This is a genomic window from Streptomyces sp. A1277, from assembly GCF_004795015.1.
Classification (GTDB): domain Bacteria; phylum Actinomycetota; class Actinomycetes; order Streptomycetales; family Streptomycetaceae; genus Streptomyces.
This window is the reverse complement of record NZ_SSBI01000006.1, coordinates 127,456-141,745: the sequence shown is the minus strand read 5'-3', so window position 1 is coordinate 141,745 and position 14,290 is coordinate 127,456. Positions and strand designations below refer to the sequence as shown.

General features: G+C 73.2%; 12 protein-coding genes. 8 read left to right on the top strand and 4 right to left on the bottom strand.

Annotated features, from left to right (window positions below):
• Window positions 1-98 precede the first annotated feature (98 nt).
• The gene (locus E6R18_RS06425) at window positions 99-287 is read right to left on the bottom strand and encodes a DUF5703 family protein (RefSeq protein ID WP_018103708.1); all 189 of its coding nucleotides are present in this window, start codon (window positions 285-287) and stop codon (window positions 99-101) included.
• Between the two features lie 47 nt (window positions 288-334).
• On the opposite strand from E6R18_RS06425, the gene E6R18_RS06420 reads away from it, so the two are divergent.
• Complete coding sequence (locus tag E6R18_RS06420) at window positions 335-994, top strand: hypothetical protein (RefSeq protein ID WP_136315860.1); 660 nt, start codon at window positions 335-337, stop codon at window positions 992-994.
• Between the two features lie 70 nt (window positions 995-1,064).
• Here the strand turns inward: E6R18_RS06420 and E6R18_RS06415 are convergent, their stop codons facing one another.
• A complete protein-coding gene (locus tag E6R18_RS06415; protein ID WP_136315859.1) occupies window positions 1,065-3,263 on the bottom strand; it encodes an ATP-dependent RecD-like DNA helicase in 2,199 nt (732 codons plus the stop codon).
• Window positions 3,260-4,243, bottom strand: coding sequence for an aldo/keto reductase (locus E6R18_RS06410; protein WP_136315858.1), 984 nt, complete (start codon window positions 4,241-4,243; stop codon window positions 3,260-3,262). The genes E6R18_RS06415 and E6R18_RS06410 overlap by 4 nt, the downstream gene beginning before the upstream one ends.
• A 141-nt stretch (window positions 4,244-4,384) precedes the next feature.
• Between E6R18_RS06410 and E6R18_RS06405 the strand changes: the two genes are divergently transcribed.
• Complete coding sequence (locus E6R18_RS06405) at window positions 4,385-5,434, top strand: LLM class F420-dependent oxidoreductase (protein WP_136315857.1); 1,050 nt, start codon at window positions 4,385-4,387, stop codon at window positions 5,432-5,434.
• 253 nt (window positions 5,435-5,687) lie between these two features.
• On the top strand, window positions 5,688-6,476 hold the full coding sequence (locus tag E6R18_RS06400) for a ferritin-like domain-containing protein (RefSeq protein WP_136315856.1): 789 nt from the start codon (window positions 5,688-5,690) through the stop codon (window positions 6,474-6,476).
• Window positions 6,477-6,486: 10 nt separating this feature from the next.
• On the opposite strand, the gene corA is transcribed toward E6R18_RS06400, so the two are convergent.
• Window positions 6,487-7,482, bottom strand: coding sequence for a magnesium/cobalt transporter CorA (gene corA, locus E6R18_RS06395; RefSeq protein WP_136315855.1), 996 nt, complete (start codon window positions 7,480-7,482; stop codon window positions 6,487-6,489).
• Window positions 7,483-7,569: 87 nt separating this feature from the next.
• On the opposite strand from corA, the gene E6R18_RS06390 reads away from it, so the two are divergent.
• The 5 genes from E6R18_RS06390 (at window position 7,570) to E6R18_RS06370 (ending at window position 14,289) form a co-directional block, all read left to right on the top strand.
• A complete protein-coding gene (locus E6R18_RS06390; RefSeq protein WP_136315854.1) occupies window positions 7,570-8,268 on the top strand; it encodes a histidine phosphatase family protein in 699 nt (232 codons plus the stop codon).
• Between the two features lie 84 nt (window positions 8,269-8,352).
• On the top strand, window positions 8,353-8,943 hold the full coding sequence (locus E6R18_RS06385; protein ID WP_018556125.1) for a DUF3090 domain-containing protein: 591 nt from the start codon (window positions 8,353-8,355) through the stop codon (window positions 8,941-8,943).
• Window positions 8,907-9,746: an SCO1664 family protein gene (locus E6R18_RS06380; RefSeq protein ID WP_136315853.1), complete on the top strand. Its 840-nt coding sequence runs from the start codon at window positions 8,907-8,909 to the stop codon at window positions 9,744-9,746. Before E6R18_RS06385 ends, E6R18_RS06380 begins: the two co-directional genes overlap by 37 nt.
• A 138-nt stretch (window positions 9,747-9,884) precedes the next feature.
• Entirely contained in the window at window positions 9,885-11,114 is a 1,230-nt protein-coding gene (mshC, locus tag E6R18_RS06375) for a cysteine--1-D-myo-inosityl 2-amino-2-deoxy-alpha-D-glucopyranoside ligase (RefSeq protein WP_136315852.1), read from the top strand.
• 124 nt (window positions 11,115-11,238) lie between these two features.
• Window positions 11,239-14,289, top strand: coding sequence for an NPCBM/NEW2 domain-containing protein (locus E6R18_RS06370; RefSeq protein ID WP_136315851.1), 3,051 nt, complete (start codon window positions 11,239-11,241; stop codon window positions 14,287-14,289).
• Window position 14,290: the final 1 nt, after the last annotated feature.

The window sequence follows — 14,290 nt, the reverse complement described above, 5'->3', positions numbered from 1 at the left end:
CCCCCACCGGCGGAGCACGACGAAGTGAGGGAACGGGCCCCGCGGCCGGCGGGGCCCGTTCCGTGTGTCCGGACGGCCCACAGGGGCGCCCACGGGTCTCACCAGGTGGCCCGCAGCTGACGGATGATCCGGCGGCGCAGCCGCACGCGGCGGCTGCCGTCCCGGCGCAGCGTCAGACGGTCCAGCTCCCAGTGCCCGTACTCGGCATGGTCGGTCAACAGGCGGGCCGTGTCCTTCCGGGACACCCCGCGCGGCACGTACACGTCGACAAATTCGTATTCCGGCATCGAATCTATTGTGCGGGCAGAGCCCCGGTACGGATAGCGTCTGCCTCATGTCTGATGCTGCGCAGCCCACCGCTGCCGAGGTACGCGCCGCCGCCGATGCGGTCAAAGCCGCGATCGACCACCACCTCGAGGCGGTCGAACGCCGGTCGGGGGACGATGATCCAGCCGTCTACGACGCGTTCAACGCACTGGCCGCCGCGGCCGAGGTCTACGACGAACTCCTCTACGACCGTCACGACGAGGTCACCCCCTTCGAGATCCCGGGCGCGCAGGACTCCCTGCCGCCCTACAACGGCCCGGAGGAGCCGCACGCGCTGAGCGTGCTGATCCGCCGCGACTACGCGGTGGTGGAGCCCCAGCGGCTGCTCGCACAGGCACAGCACCTCGCCGACGCCGACCCGGACGCCCGGGACAGCGGGAGCGCGGCGGTGGTCGGCGGCAGCGTCCATGCGGCGCTGGGGGTGCTCTTCGGGGAGTACGAGGCGGACGAGATCGCCACCCGGCACACGGAATTCGGCCTGGAGGAGGGGGACTCCACCCTCTGGGTCGCGGCCGCCGAGGAGCTGCCGGAACCGGGGGAGTGGCTGGACTCCCCGTTCGACGACGCGGACCCGGAGCTGGTGGTCTGCCGCTTCGACGTCAGCGCCGTGTTCGACGAGGACGACGCCGAAGAGGAGCCGGACGGACCGGCGCACAACATCGGCTGACCGCCCGGCGGTGACCGGCCCGGAGGGCCCCGCGGACGCCTGGTGCGGACCGCGGGGCCCTCCTGCCGTGTCACTGCTCCTGCCGCGAGCCCTCCAGCAGCGTGCGCAGCCGCGTGGTGCGCTCCTGGGCGGGGACCTCGGCCACCGCGCGCGGCAGGGCCTGGTCGACGCCGTGCACCACGGACAGGTGCCGCTCGCCCCGGCCGAACGCCGTGTAGACCCACGGCCGGCTCAGCCCGCGCGCCGCGTCCCCCGGCAGCACGACGACCGCGGCGGGCCACCGCATCCCGGCCGCCTGATGGGCACTGAGCGCCCAGGCGTGGCGCACCGAGGCCGCCACCCGCTCCTGCGGTACGACGACCGGGGTCCCCGCACAGTCCAGGTGCAGGCCCTCGGCGTCCGCCGACACGACCACGCCGGGCACCGTCCGCCCCGGGGCCGGGACATGGGCGACCCGGTCGCCCGGGTCGAAGCCGCCGAACCGCCCGGGGCCCGGGTTGAGCCGCTGCTTGAGCGCCTCGTTCAACGCCCGGGTGCCCGCCGAGCCGCCGTGGCCGACGGTGATGACCTGGGTGTCGCCGGAGGGCACCCCGATGGCGCGCGGCACCGAGTCGGCGACCAGCTGCACCGTGCGGTGCACCGCCTCGCCCGCGTCCCGCACGGGGACGATGACGACCTCCTTGCCCGGGGCCTCCACCTGGCTCAGCTCGCCGATGCCGATGCCCGAGACCAGCTCGCCGATCGGGCCGGAGTCCGGGGTGCGGGAGACGATCCGGGGGCAGGCGCGGGCGGCCAGCACATCGGCGAACACCTGGCCCGCACCGGCCGAGCCCAGCACGCCCGGGTCGCCGCTGAGGACCAGCCGGACGCCGTCGGCCAGGGACTCCACCAGCATCGCGCCGGTCTCGACGTCCAGCTGGGGCGCGTCCAGCACGACGAGCAGGTCGACGGCGAGCGCCCCCTCCTCGTCCCGGCCCGGCCCCTCGGTGCCCGACAGCAGCCCGGAGAGCGTGACCGCCGTCTCCGGGTCGCCCGTCTGCGCCGCCAGCCGCTGCCTGCCGTCCGCGCTGTGCGCGGCGCCCAGGGCCCGCAGGCCGAGGCCGCGCGCGGCGGCGATCAGCGCGGCGGGTTCGGCTCTGGCCGCCTCGCCGCCCGTGTGCGCGACGAGCCCGTGGGCGCCGGCCGCGCGGATCAGCTCGGCGGCCGACGGGGAGGGCGCGGCGGCGGCCGCCTGCGACCAGTCCGCCTTCTCGCAGGCGTTGACCAGCCGGGCCAGTCCGTCGGCGAGGCTCTCCTCGGCCAGCGCGTACCGGTCGAGGCCCAGGAGCACCGGCACCGGCTCGGCGGCCTCCTCCGCCCCCTCGGCATCCTCGCCGCTCTCCTCGCCCGTCTCGCCCGTCTCGCCCCTCTCGCCCGTCTCGCCCTCCGGGCCGTCCTGGAAGACCAGCACCACGCCCTCCGCGATGGCGTGCTGGACGGCCGCTTCGGCATCGCTCACACCCCGGCCGGCGAGGGCCGTGCGCACCTGGTCGGCGTCGAGCGCGGTGTGGCCCTGGAGCGCGGCGCGCTCCAGCAGCCAGCCGGTCAGGGCCGCGGTGCGCCGCTCGTCGTCGGGGCCGCAGCCCGCGCCGAGCAGCGCCCGGGCGAAGCCGTCGGCCTGCTCGGGTCCGACGCCGGGCAGGGCGAGCAGCTGCCAGGGGTCCTCGCGCAGGACCTCGGCGGCCCGGTCCCCGAGCAGGGCCGCCGCGGGCTCAGCCAGGGCCTCGGGGGCGCCGCCCCGGGACAGCACGGCGGTCGTGGCGGCGACGGCCTCGGGCGAGGCGGTCCGGGGCGCCGGGGCGGGTCCGGGGGCCCGTTCCCGTACCGGCGGCGGGGTGGGTGCGGCGCGGCGGGCGGGGGCAGGGGCGGGCGAGTCGAAGAAGGCGTTGGCGGGCTTGGCGCCGCTCTCCACCGCCCGGACGGCCGCCAGCAGGTCGGCCGCGGAGCCGCTCAGCTTCGCGCCGGCGTCGATGGGGCCCTCCTTCTCGGCCTTGCGCTTCTCGATCCGCTCGCGCAGCTCCCGCTGGGCGGCGAGTTCGGCCTCGGCCTCGGAGGGCGCGGGGGCGTCGCCCGCCTCGCCCTGCGCGTCCGTGCCCTCTGCCGCGCCGTCGTCCCCGTCCCCGTCCGCATCGGCGGCGGGCTCGGTGGTGGGCTCCTCCGGGACGACAGCGGCGGCGTCCTCGCCGGTGGCCGAGGGGCCGGGGGATTCCCCCCGGGGAAGCGCAGTCACAGCGTGCTCCAGTCCTGGTCGGGATAGCGGTGCACGGGCGCCGACACGTCGTCGAGCGCCTGGCAGATCTCGTAGGGAAGACTAAGCGCCTCCACTGACAACGCCTCCGTCAGCTGCTGCGCGTTGCGCGCGCCGACGATCGGCGCCGCCACCCCCGGCCGGTCCCTGACCCAGGCGAGGGCCACCTGGAGCGCCGTGGTGGCCAGCCCCTCGGCCGCCGTCGCCACGGCGTCCACGACCCGGCTCGCCGCGTCGTCGAGATACGGCTCGACGAAGGGGGCCAGCAGCTCGGAGGCGCCGCGTGAGTCGGCCGGTGTCCCGGTGCGGTACTTGCCGGTCAGCACGCCCCGGCCCAGCGGCGACGAGGGCAGCAGCCCCACACCGAGGTCGAGCGCGGCCGGCAGCACTTCGCGCTCCACGCCCCGCTGCAGCAGCGAGTACTCCATCTGCGTACTGGCCAGCCGGGTGCGCGTCCCGGGCCCGGTGAGCTGCCAGGTGGCGGCCTTCGCCAGCTGCCAGCCGCAGAAACCGGACACCCCGGCGTAGCGGGCGCGCCCCGAGGACACCGCCAGGTCCACGGCCTGGAGCGTCTCCTCCAGCGGGGTCGCCGGGTCGAAGGCGTGCAACTGCCACAGGTCCACGTAGTCCGTGCCGAGCCGGTTCAGCGAGGCGTCCAGGGCCGCCAGCAGGTGGCCGCGCGAGCCGTTGACCCTGCGGTACGGGTCGGCGACGCTGCCCGCCTTGGTCGCGATGACCAGGTCGCGCCGGGGGACCAGCCCCTCGACCAGCCGCCCGAGCAGGTATTCGGCCTCGCCGCCGCCGTACACGTCGGCGGTGTCGACCAGGGTGCCGCCCGCCTCCCAGAACACCTTCAGCTGCTCGGCAGCGTCGTGCTCGTCGGTGTCCCGGCCCCAGGTGAGGGTGCCGAGCCCGATCCGGGACACTCGTAGGCCGGTGCGGCCGAGATGCCTCTGCTCCATGGGCGCCGAGATTACTGGGCAGCCCTCCCGTGCGTGGCGGGCCTGTGGACAACCGGGCCCGGGGTGGCCCCTGCCGGATCGCGCGGCCGCGCGCTAGAGTCCGGAGCTCAGGGACGTTACTGATCAGTAAGGGGTTCGGCTATGCGGCTCGGCATCAATCTCGGTTACTGGGGCGCGGGGATGGACGGCGACAACCTCGCCGTCGCGCAGGAGGCCGACCGGCTCGGCTACGACGTCTGCTGGGCGGCCGAGGCATACGGCTCCGACGCGCCGACCGTGCTCGCCTGGGTGGCCGCGCAGACCGAGTCCATCGACGTCGGCTCCGCGATCATGCAGATCCCGGCGCGCCAGCCCGCCATGGCGGCGATGACCGCGGCCACGCTCGACTCCCTGTCCGGCGGCCGGTTCCGCCTCGGCCTCGGTGTGTCGGGCCCGCAGGTCTCCGAGGGCTGGTACGGCGTCAGGTTCGACAAGCCGCTGGCCCGCACCCGGGAGTACGTCGACATCGTCCGCAAGGCGATGACCCGCGAGCGCCTGTCGTACGAGGGGCGGCACTGGACGCTCCCGCTGCCGGAAGGACCGGGCAAGCCGCTCAAGCTGACCGTGCACCCGCAGCGCGAGCACATCCCGCTCTACATCGCCGCGATCGGCCCGAAGAACCTGGAGCAGACCGGCGAGATCGCCGACGGCGCCCTGCTGATCTTCCCGTCCGCCGAGCACCTGGAGGAGACCGCGGTCAGCCACCTGCGGGCCGGCCGGGAGAAGGCCGGCAAGACCATGGAGGGCTTCGACGTCTGCCCGACCGTGCCGCTCGCCGTCGGTGACGACGTCAACGGCCTCGCCGACATGTTCCGCCCCTACACCGCGCTGTACGTCGGCGGCATGGGCAGTCCGAAGCAGAACTTCTACAACCGGCTCGCCCAGCGCATGGGGTACGAGAAGGAAGCCGCCGAGATCCAGGAGAAGTACCTCTCCGGCGACAAGAGCGGCGCGGCCGCCGCCGTCCCGCACCGGCTGATCGACCAGACCACGCTGCTCGGATCGGTGGAGCGCATCGCCGAGCGCATGCAGGCATACGCGGAGGTGGGCGTCACCACGCTGACCCTGGCGCCGGCCGGCTTCACCCTCGACGAGCGGATCGCCGCGCTGCGGGCCGGCACGGACGCGCTGGAGCGCGCCGGGCTCGCGTAAAGGCCGGGGACCGCGCCGAGGGGGCGGCACTACGGCCGTGGTGGGGGCTCGGGGGCCTCCCCGCCACGGCCGTCACGCGGAACAACGCGGACGGGGCGGCCGGGTTACGGGTCCATGCAAAAACGGTTCGCCGATCTGTCCTCCGGCGCCCGGGCGGTGCTCGTTCGGCGCAGTCGCGGGTGCGCTCCTGTTGCCCGCCCGGGCCCGGCGCATTTGACTGGCGCTCGGCGACGCCGGCACGGAGGTGGCAGTGATGCTCTCGGCAAAGAACCTGTTCCAGGAGATCCTCGACAACGACGAGTCGTTCCGGCTGTTCTGCTCCATCGCCGCCAGCGGGGAGGCCCAGGGCGGCTGGGAGAACGGGCGCATCGCGGTCCTCGTACCCCTGAGCCAGCGTCCCCTGGCCCCCAAGATCGCCCGCCACGGCGCCGACGAGGACAAGCACGGCAGGATCTTCAACGCCCTGCTCAAGAAGCGCGGCCTGACCCCCGCCGAGGTCCCGGCGGACACCGACTACACCATGCTGCTGGAACGGCACGGTATCGGTCTCGCGCACGAGCAGCTGGGCCGCGACGAGCCCCTCACCGAACGCGACATCATCACCTACCTGGCCCACAGCCGGGTGACCGAGCAGCGCGCGTCCGAGCAGATGCGGCTGCTCGGCAAGCACTTCGCCGACCACCCCGAGCTGGGCCGCGCGGTGCAGATGATCTCGAACGACGAGGACAACCACCTGGCCTACTGCCACGAGGAACTGCTGCGCCTCGCCCGGGCCGGGCACGGCCGCACGATCCAGCACATCCTGCGCGAGTGCGCGCTCGCCGAGATCCGCGTCTACCGCGACGTCAGCCTCGCCGTGATGGACCACATGGGCCGGGTCCTCGGCTGGTCCCGGGCGAAGGCGGCGCTGCTCGCCGCGGGCATCCGTGCCGTCTACGCGTACGAGCGCCTGGGCGGCTGGCGGCGCATGGTCAGCCTGGCACCGCCCCGGCGGCGCGACGCGCTCGGCGGCCCCGCGGCCCCGGCGCCCGAGTACGCGTAGCAACCGCCCCTCAGAGCCAGCCGCGCCGCTTGAACTGCCGGTACAGGCCGAGGACCACCCCGGCCATGAGGAGCAGGACCGCCGGGTAGGACCCGACCCAGCGCAGCTCCGGCATGTGGTCGAAGTTCATGCCGTAGATCCCCGCGACCATCGTCGGCACCGCGGCCATCGCCGCCCACGCGGAGATCTTGCGCATGTCGTCGTTCTGCCGCACCCCCATCTGCGCGAGGTGCGCGGACAGGATGTCGGACAGCAGCCGGTCAAGGCCCTCCACCTGCTCGTTGGCCCGGGTCAGGTGGTCCTGCACGTCCCGGAAGAACGGCTGGGCGTGCTCCTGGACGAACGGCACCCCGGCGCTCACCAGCCGGGCCAGCGGCGCGGTCAGCGGGACCGTCGCCCGGCGGAACTCCAGCACCTGGCGCTTGAAGGTGTAGATGCGGGCCGCGGTGTTCTTGGAGTCGTCGGTGCCGCTCGGCGCGAAGACCTGCGTCTCCAGCTCCTCCAGGTCGACCTGGAGCTCGCCCGCCACGTCTATGTAGTGGTCCACGATCGCGTCGCTGACCGCGTACAGGACGGCCGTGGGCCCGTGCTTGAGCACCTCGGGCTCGGCCTCCAGCCGGCGGCGCACCGCGGCCAGGGGCGCGCCCTCGCCGTGCCGGACCGTCACGACGAACGAGTCGCCCATGAACACCATCAGCTCGTGGGTGGTCACCGTGTCGTCGTCGTGGTCGTACAGGACCGGTTTGATCACCGCGAACAGCGAGTCGTCGTACACCTCCAACTTCGGCCGCTGGTGGGCGGACAGGGCGTCCTCGACGGCCAGCGGATGCAGCCCGAACTCGGTGCTGACCTGGTCGAACTCCTTCTCCGTCGGCTCGTGCAGGCCGATCCAGAGGAACGCGTCACCGGCCGCCCGCGCCTGGGCGAGGGCATCGGAGAAGTCGGCGGGGCCGTCGGTCCGGCGTCCGTCGCGGTAGATGGCACAGTCGACAATCACGGCGTGCATTCTTCCCTGCTCCGCCCTTTGTACGCACCTTTGCCGGGGCGCCGCGCGCCTGCCCGGGACCGCGGGACAGCCCTTACGCTGGAGCCCATGCCCACCCTGATCCTCGTACGCCACGGACGCTCCACCGCCAACACGGGCGGGGTGCTCGCGGGCCGGACCCCCGGCGTCGCCCTCGACGAGCGCGGCGCCCAGCAGGCCGCGGCGCTCCCCGGACGGCTGGCCGCGCTGCCGCTGGCCGCCGCGGTCAGCAGCCCCCTCCAGCGCTGCCGGGAGACCCTGGCCCCCCTGCTGGCCGCCCGCCCGGAGCTGCCGCTGCACACCGAGGACCGCATCAGCGAGTGCGACTACGGCGACTGGTCGGGCCGCAAACTCGCCGAACTCACCGACGAGCCGCTGATGACCGTGGTCCAGCAGCACCCCTCAGCCGCGGCGTTCCCCGGCGGCGAGTCGATGCGGACCATGCAGGCGCGCGCCGTCGACGCGGTCCGGGAGTGGAACGCGCGGATCGAGGCGGAGCACGGCGAGAACGCCCTCTACGTCATGTGCTCGCACGGCGACATCATCAAGTCCCTCGTCGCCGACGCGCTAGGCATGCACCTGGACCTCTTCCAGCGCCTCCACGCCGACCCGTGCTCGGTCACCGCGATCCGCTACACCCGGCTGCGCCCGTACCTGCTGCGGCTCGGCGACACCGGCGACCTCGCCGCGCTGGCGCCCCGCGAACCGGGCCCGGACGCCGGCGCCGCGCAGGACGCGGCGGTAGGGGGCGGCGCTGGGGCGCCGTGATCGCCGCGCGCAGTAGGGTGGACGCGCCGTAGAACGCTCTCCGGCCCACCCTCATCTGCCGTCGATTCTCAAGGGAGACAGGACGTGTCCCGTCAGGTGTTCCTCTACGACCCCCCGGACCGTTTCGTGGCCGGTACGGTCGGGCTGCCTGGGCGTCGTACGTTCTTCCTGCAGGCTTCCTCAGGCGGACGTGTCACCAGCGTTGCCCTGGAGAAGACCCAAGTCGCCGCGCTCGCCGAGCGCGTGGACGAACTGCTCGACGAGGTGGTGCGGCGTACCGGCGGGAACTCCCCGGTGCCCGCCGTCGCCCCGATGGACGTCACCGACACCGCGCCCCTCGACATCCCGGTCGAGGAGGAGTTCCGGGTCGGCACCATGGCGCTCGCCTGGGACGGCGAGGAACAGCGCATGATCGTCGAGGCCCAGGCCCTGGTCGAGCTGGACGCCGACTCCGTCGAGGACCTGGCCGAGGCCGAGGAGCGGCTGCTCCAGGACGAGGAGAACGGCCCGCCGATGCTCCGCGTCCGGCTCACCGGCGCCCAGGCCCGGGCCTTCGCCAAACGCGCCCTGGACGTCGTCAACGCGGGCCGCCCGCCGTGCCCCCTGTGCAGCCTGCCGCTCGACCCGGAAGGACACGTATGCCCGCGCCAGAACGGATACCGCCGGGGCGCCTGACCGACGCCGAGCTGGTCACCCTGCTCACCGAGGGCCGGCTGACCGTCCTCGGACAGGTGCGCGGGGCCTCCAACGCGGTGCTGTACTGCTCGGTCGCGTACGAGGACGAGGAGGCGGCTTGCGTGTACAAACCGGTCGCCGGCGAGCAGCCGCTGTGGGACTTCCCCGACGGCACCCTCGCCCAGCGCGAAGTGGCCGCCTACGCGATCTCCGAGTCCACCGGCTGGGGCCTGATCCCGCCGACCGTGCTGCGGGACGGGCCCTACGGCCAGGGCATGTGCCAGCTGTGGATCGAGGCGGAGCCGCCGGGCGAGGACGAGCCCGGACTGCTCGCGCTCGTCGAGGACGAGGAGCCCGGCGAGGGCTGGAAGGCCGTGGCGTTCGCCGAAGTGGGGGAGGGGAGGACCGCGCTGCTGGTGCACGCCGACGACCCCCGGCTGCGTCGGCTCGCCGTCCTGGACGCGGTCATCAACAACGGCGACCGCAAGGGCGGGCACCTGCTGCCCGCGCCCGACGGCCGGCTCTACGGCATCGACCACGGCGTCACCTTCCACACGGACGACAAGCTGCGCACCCTGCTGTGGGGCTGGGCGGGCGAGCCGCTGCCCGCCGAGGCCGTCGAGACGCTGGACCGGCTGGCCGCGGAACTGGCGCCCGGCGCCGCTCTGGTCACCCGGCTGGCCGAACTCATCACCGCGGCCGAGATCGAGGCCCTGCGGGCCCGCGTGAGCGCCCTGCGGGCCACCGGGCTGCACCGGCAACCGAGCGGCGAGTGGCCGGCCATCCCCTGGCCACCGGTCTGACCGCGCCCCGGTGACCGCCGGGGCGCGCACCGAGGCGCGCCGGCATGCACGTCGCGGGCCCGGGCGCAAGAGTGCCTCTTCGGTCGGGATCGGCCCTCCGGTTCGTATCCGGAAGCCGCATCCGGTTACGCTCGTGGCATGCATGCCTGGCCCGCTTCTGAGGTCCCCGCCCTGCCTGGCAAGGGCCGCGACCTTCGGATCCACGACACCGCGACCGGCGGACGGATCACCCTTGACCCCGGTCCCGTCGCCCGCATCTACGTCTGCGGCATCACGCCGTACGACGCGACCCATATGGGTCATGCGGCGACCTACAACGCGTTCGACCTCGTTCAGCGCGTGTGGCTCGACACCAAGCGGCAGGTTCACTACGTCCAGAACGTGACCGACGTGGACGACCCGCTGCTGGAGCGGGCCGTGCGCGACGGACAGGACTGGACCGAGCTCGCCGAGCGCGAGACGGCCCTGTTCCGGGAGGACATGACCGCGCTGCGCATGCTCCCGCCGCAGCACTACATCGGAGCCGTCGAGGCGATACCCGGCATCGTGCCGCTCGTCGAACGGCTCCGCGACGCGGGCGCCGCCTACGAACTCGACGGCGATGTGTACTTCTCCGTCGACGCCGACCCGCACTTCGGCGAGGTGTCCCACCTCGACGCGGAGGCGATGCGACTGCTCTCCGCCGAACGCGGCGGCGACCCGGAGCGCCCCGGCAAGAAGAACCCGCTCGACCCGATGCTCTGGATGGCCGCCCGCGAGGGCGAGCCGAGCTGGGACGGCGGCTCGCTCGGAGCGGGCCGGCCCGGCTGGCACATCGAGTGCGTGGCCATCGCCCTGGACCACCTCGGCATGGGCTTCGACGTCCAGGGAGGCGGCTCCGACCTCGTCTTCCCGCACCACGAGATGGGCGCGTCGCACGCCCAGGCCCTGACCGGCGAGCACCCGTTCGCCCAGGCGTACGTGCACGCCGGCATGGTCGCCCTGGACGGCGAGAAGATGTCCAAGTCGAAGGGCAACCTGGTCTTCGTCTCGGCGCTGCGCCGCGACGGCGTGGACCCGGCGGCGATCCGTCTCGCCCTCCTCGCCCACCACTACCGCTCCGACTGGGAGTGGACCGACCAGGTGCTCGCCGACGCCGTGGCGCGGCTCGCCCGCTGGCGCGCCGCCGTCTCGCGCCCCGACGGCCTGTCCGCCGACGCCCTGGTCGAGGAGGTCCGCGCGGCCCTCGCCGACGACCTGGACGCCCCGGCAGCGCTGGCCGCCGTCGACCGCTGGGCCGAACGGCAGAGCGCCGATGGCGGTACGGACGAGGGCGCGCCCGGCCTCGTCTCCCGCACCGTCGACGCGCTGCTCGGCGTCGCGCTCTAGTCGCTTTTTTCGTAACTCTCCGTCGCAGCAGCCCACTTCACCGGCCCCGGACTTCTTCATGAAGTTCGGGGCCGGTTCCGTTTTGTCCATGGTCAAATGCTCGGTGCTGCGCTAAAAGCGCTCTATGCAATCATCAACGCGCATCAGATCGGCGGTAGTTGCAACGCTGCTGGGACTGCTCGCCGTGCTCACAGGACCGGGCGGTGCCAGGGCGGCGGACGCGGCGGAGCCCACCGCCACGACGGTCGGCGACCTCACCGGCTTCTCGGCAGACGGGGCGGTGTACCGCCTGGCGGCGGGGGCGGCGAAGGCCCGGGTCAGCTTCGTCTCCGAGGAGACCTTCCGCATCGAACTCGCCCCGGACGGCACCTTCCGGGACCCGGCCGGCGACGCCATCGTGCTGCCGCAGGGCAAGCCGCCCCGCACCCGGTGGAAGGAGCGCGCCGACCGCTACGAGCTCTCCACCCGCAGTGTCACCCTCCGTGTCTACAAGTCGCCCCTGCGGTTCGCCCTGTACCGGGCTGACGGCAGCAGGGTCTGGTCCGAGGCGAAGGGGCTGAGCTGGGACGCCGAGCAGACCACGCAGACCCTGGCACGCGGGGCCGGCGAGCAGTTCTACGGCGCCGGCATGCAGAACGGCCGGGGCAACACCTCGCACCGCGGCAAGACCGTCGAGGTGGGCGTCGACTACAACTGGGACGACGGCGGCCACCCCAACTCGGTGCCGTTCTACCTCTCATCGGCCGGATACGGCGTCTTCCGCAACACCTTCGCGCCCGGCACCTACGCCTTCAACGACCCGGTGACCACGAGCGAGCGGGAACAGCGCTTCGACGCCTACTACTTCGCGGGCGACAGCGCCAAGGACGTCATCGGCCAGTACACCGGGCTCACCGGCAAGCCGTTCATGCCGCCGGTGTACGGCATGGAGATGGGCGACTCCGACTGCTACCTGCACAACGCCAACCGCGGTGAGCGCCGCACCCTGGACGCGCTGGACGTGGCCGACGGCTACGTCGACCACGACATGCCGAACGGCTGGATGCTCGTCAACGACGGCTACGGCTGCGGCTACGAGGACCTCGCCGAGACCGCGAAGGGCCTCCAGGACCGCAACATGCAGCTCGGCCTGTGGACCGAGGACGGCATCGACGCGATCGGCGACCAGGTCAAGGCCGGCCAGCGCGTCGCCAAGCTGGACGTGGCCTGGGTCGGCCCCGGCTACAAGTTCGCGCTCGACGGCTGCAAGGACGCCTACCAGGGCATCGAGGACAACAGCGACGCCCGCGGCTTCACATACGCCCCCGAGAGCTGGGCGGGCGCCCAGCGCTGCGGTGTCCAGTGGTCCGGCGACCAGTACGGCACCTGGGACTACATCCGCTGGCAGATCCCGACCTACGCGGGCGCCACGATGTCCGGCCTCGCCTACACCACGGGCGACGTCGACGGCATCTTCGGCGGCAGCGCCAAGACGTACACCCGTGACCTCCAGTGGAAGATGTTCCTGGGGACCACGATGACCATGGACGGCTGGGCGGCGAGCGACAAGCAGCCCTTCCGCTACGGCGAGCCGTACACCTCCGTCAACCGCGACTACCTCAAGCTCAAGGAGTCGCTGCTGCCCTACCAGTACTCCTACGCGCACGAGGCGACGAAGACCGGTGTCGGCATGGTCCGCCCGCTGGTCCTGGAGTACCCGGACGACCCGAAGGCCGCGACGGACGCGGCGAAGTACGAGTTCATGTCGGGCGAGGACTTCCTCGTCGCCCCGGTCTACGAGGACAGCACCGAGCGCGACGGCATCTACCTGCCCAAGGGCACCTGGACCGACTACTGGACCGGGCGCACCTACCAGGGCCCCGTCACCCTCGACGACTACAGCGCCCCGCTCGACACCCTGCCGCTGTTCGTCAAGGCCGGTGCCAGTGTGCCGATGTGGCCCGGCATCCGCTCGTACCAGGACCGCACCGCCTCCTCCCCGCTGGCCTGGGACATCTACCCGCAGGGCAGATCGTCGTTCACGCTGTACGAGGACGACGGCGTGACCCGCGCGCACCGCGACGGCGCGTACGCCACGCAGACCGCCGACGTCCGCGCCCCCGCCCGGGGCTCCGGCGACGTGACGGTGGACATCGGCGCGAGCAGGGGGAAGTTCACCGGCAAGCAGGCCACCCGCCCCTACGAGTTCACCGTGCACACCGGCTCCGAGCCGAGCGCGGTGAAGCTCAAGGGCAAGCTGCCCCGGCTCACCTCGGCCGCCGCGTACGCGAAGGCGAAGCAGGGCTGGTGGTACGACCGCGACGACCGCGGCGGCGTGGTGAAGATCAAGACCGCATCGCTGTCCACGGGCAAGAAGTTCTCCCTGAAGCTGGAGAACACCAGCGCGGTCGGCGGCCGCGACGCAGCCGCCACGGCCTCCGTCTCCGCGCCCCGGGGCCAGGAGACCGGCGCCGGCGCCCCGGGCACCGTCGCCGTCGACGTGACCGCGGGCAAGGCCGACGTGACGGACGCGGTCCTCACGCTCGACGTCCCGAAGGGCTGGCAGGCCACCCCCGCCGCGCCCGTGAAGCGGATACCCGCGGGCACCACCCGGCGGGTCGAGGTGAAGGTCACCCCGGCGAAGGACGCCCGGATCGGCGAGGAACGGATCACCGCCCTCGCGCGCTACCGCTCGTCGGGCGAGTCCCGTACCGCGTCCCAGCGGCTGGCGGTCTCCGTCATGCCGGCCCCGCCCAGCGGGGAGACCTGGGCGAGCGACATGGAGTGGCTGAACGAGACGAACGGGTACGGTCCCGCCGAGCGCGATCGCAGCAACGGCGAGTCGGGCGCGTCGGACGGCCACCCGATCACGCTGGCCGGGAAGGTGTACGAGAAGGGGATCGGCACCCACGCCGACTCCGACATCGAGGTCTACCTCGGCGGCCGGTGCTCGAAGTTCACCGCGGACGCCGGCATCGACGACGAGATCGACGGCTACGGCGAGGTGGCGTTCTCCGTGGAGGCGGACGGCAAGGTGCTGTGGACCTCGCCGAAGGTGACGGGGGCGTCCGAGACCGTTCCGGTGGACGTGGCGCTCGACGGCGCGCGGCACGTGCGCCTGAAGGTCACCGACACCAACGGGTCCAAGACCGGCGACCACGGGGACTGGGGCGCGGCGCGCTTCACCTGTTCCTGAA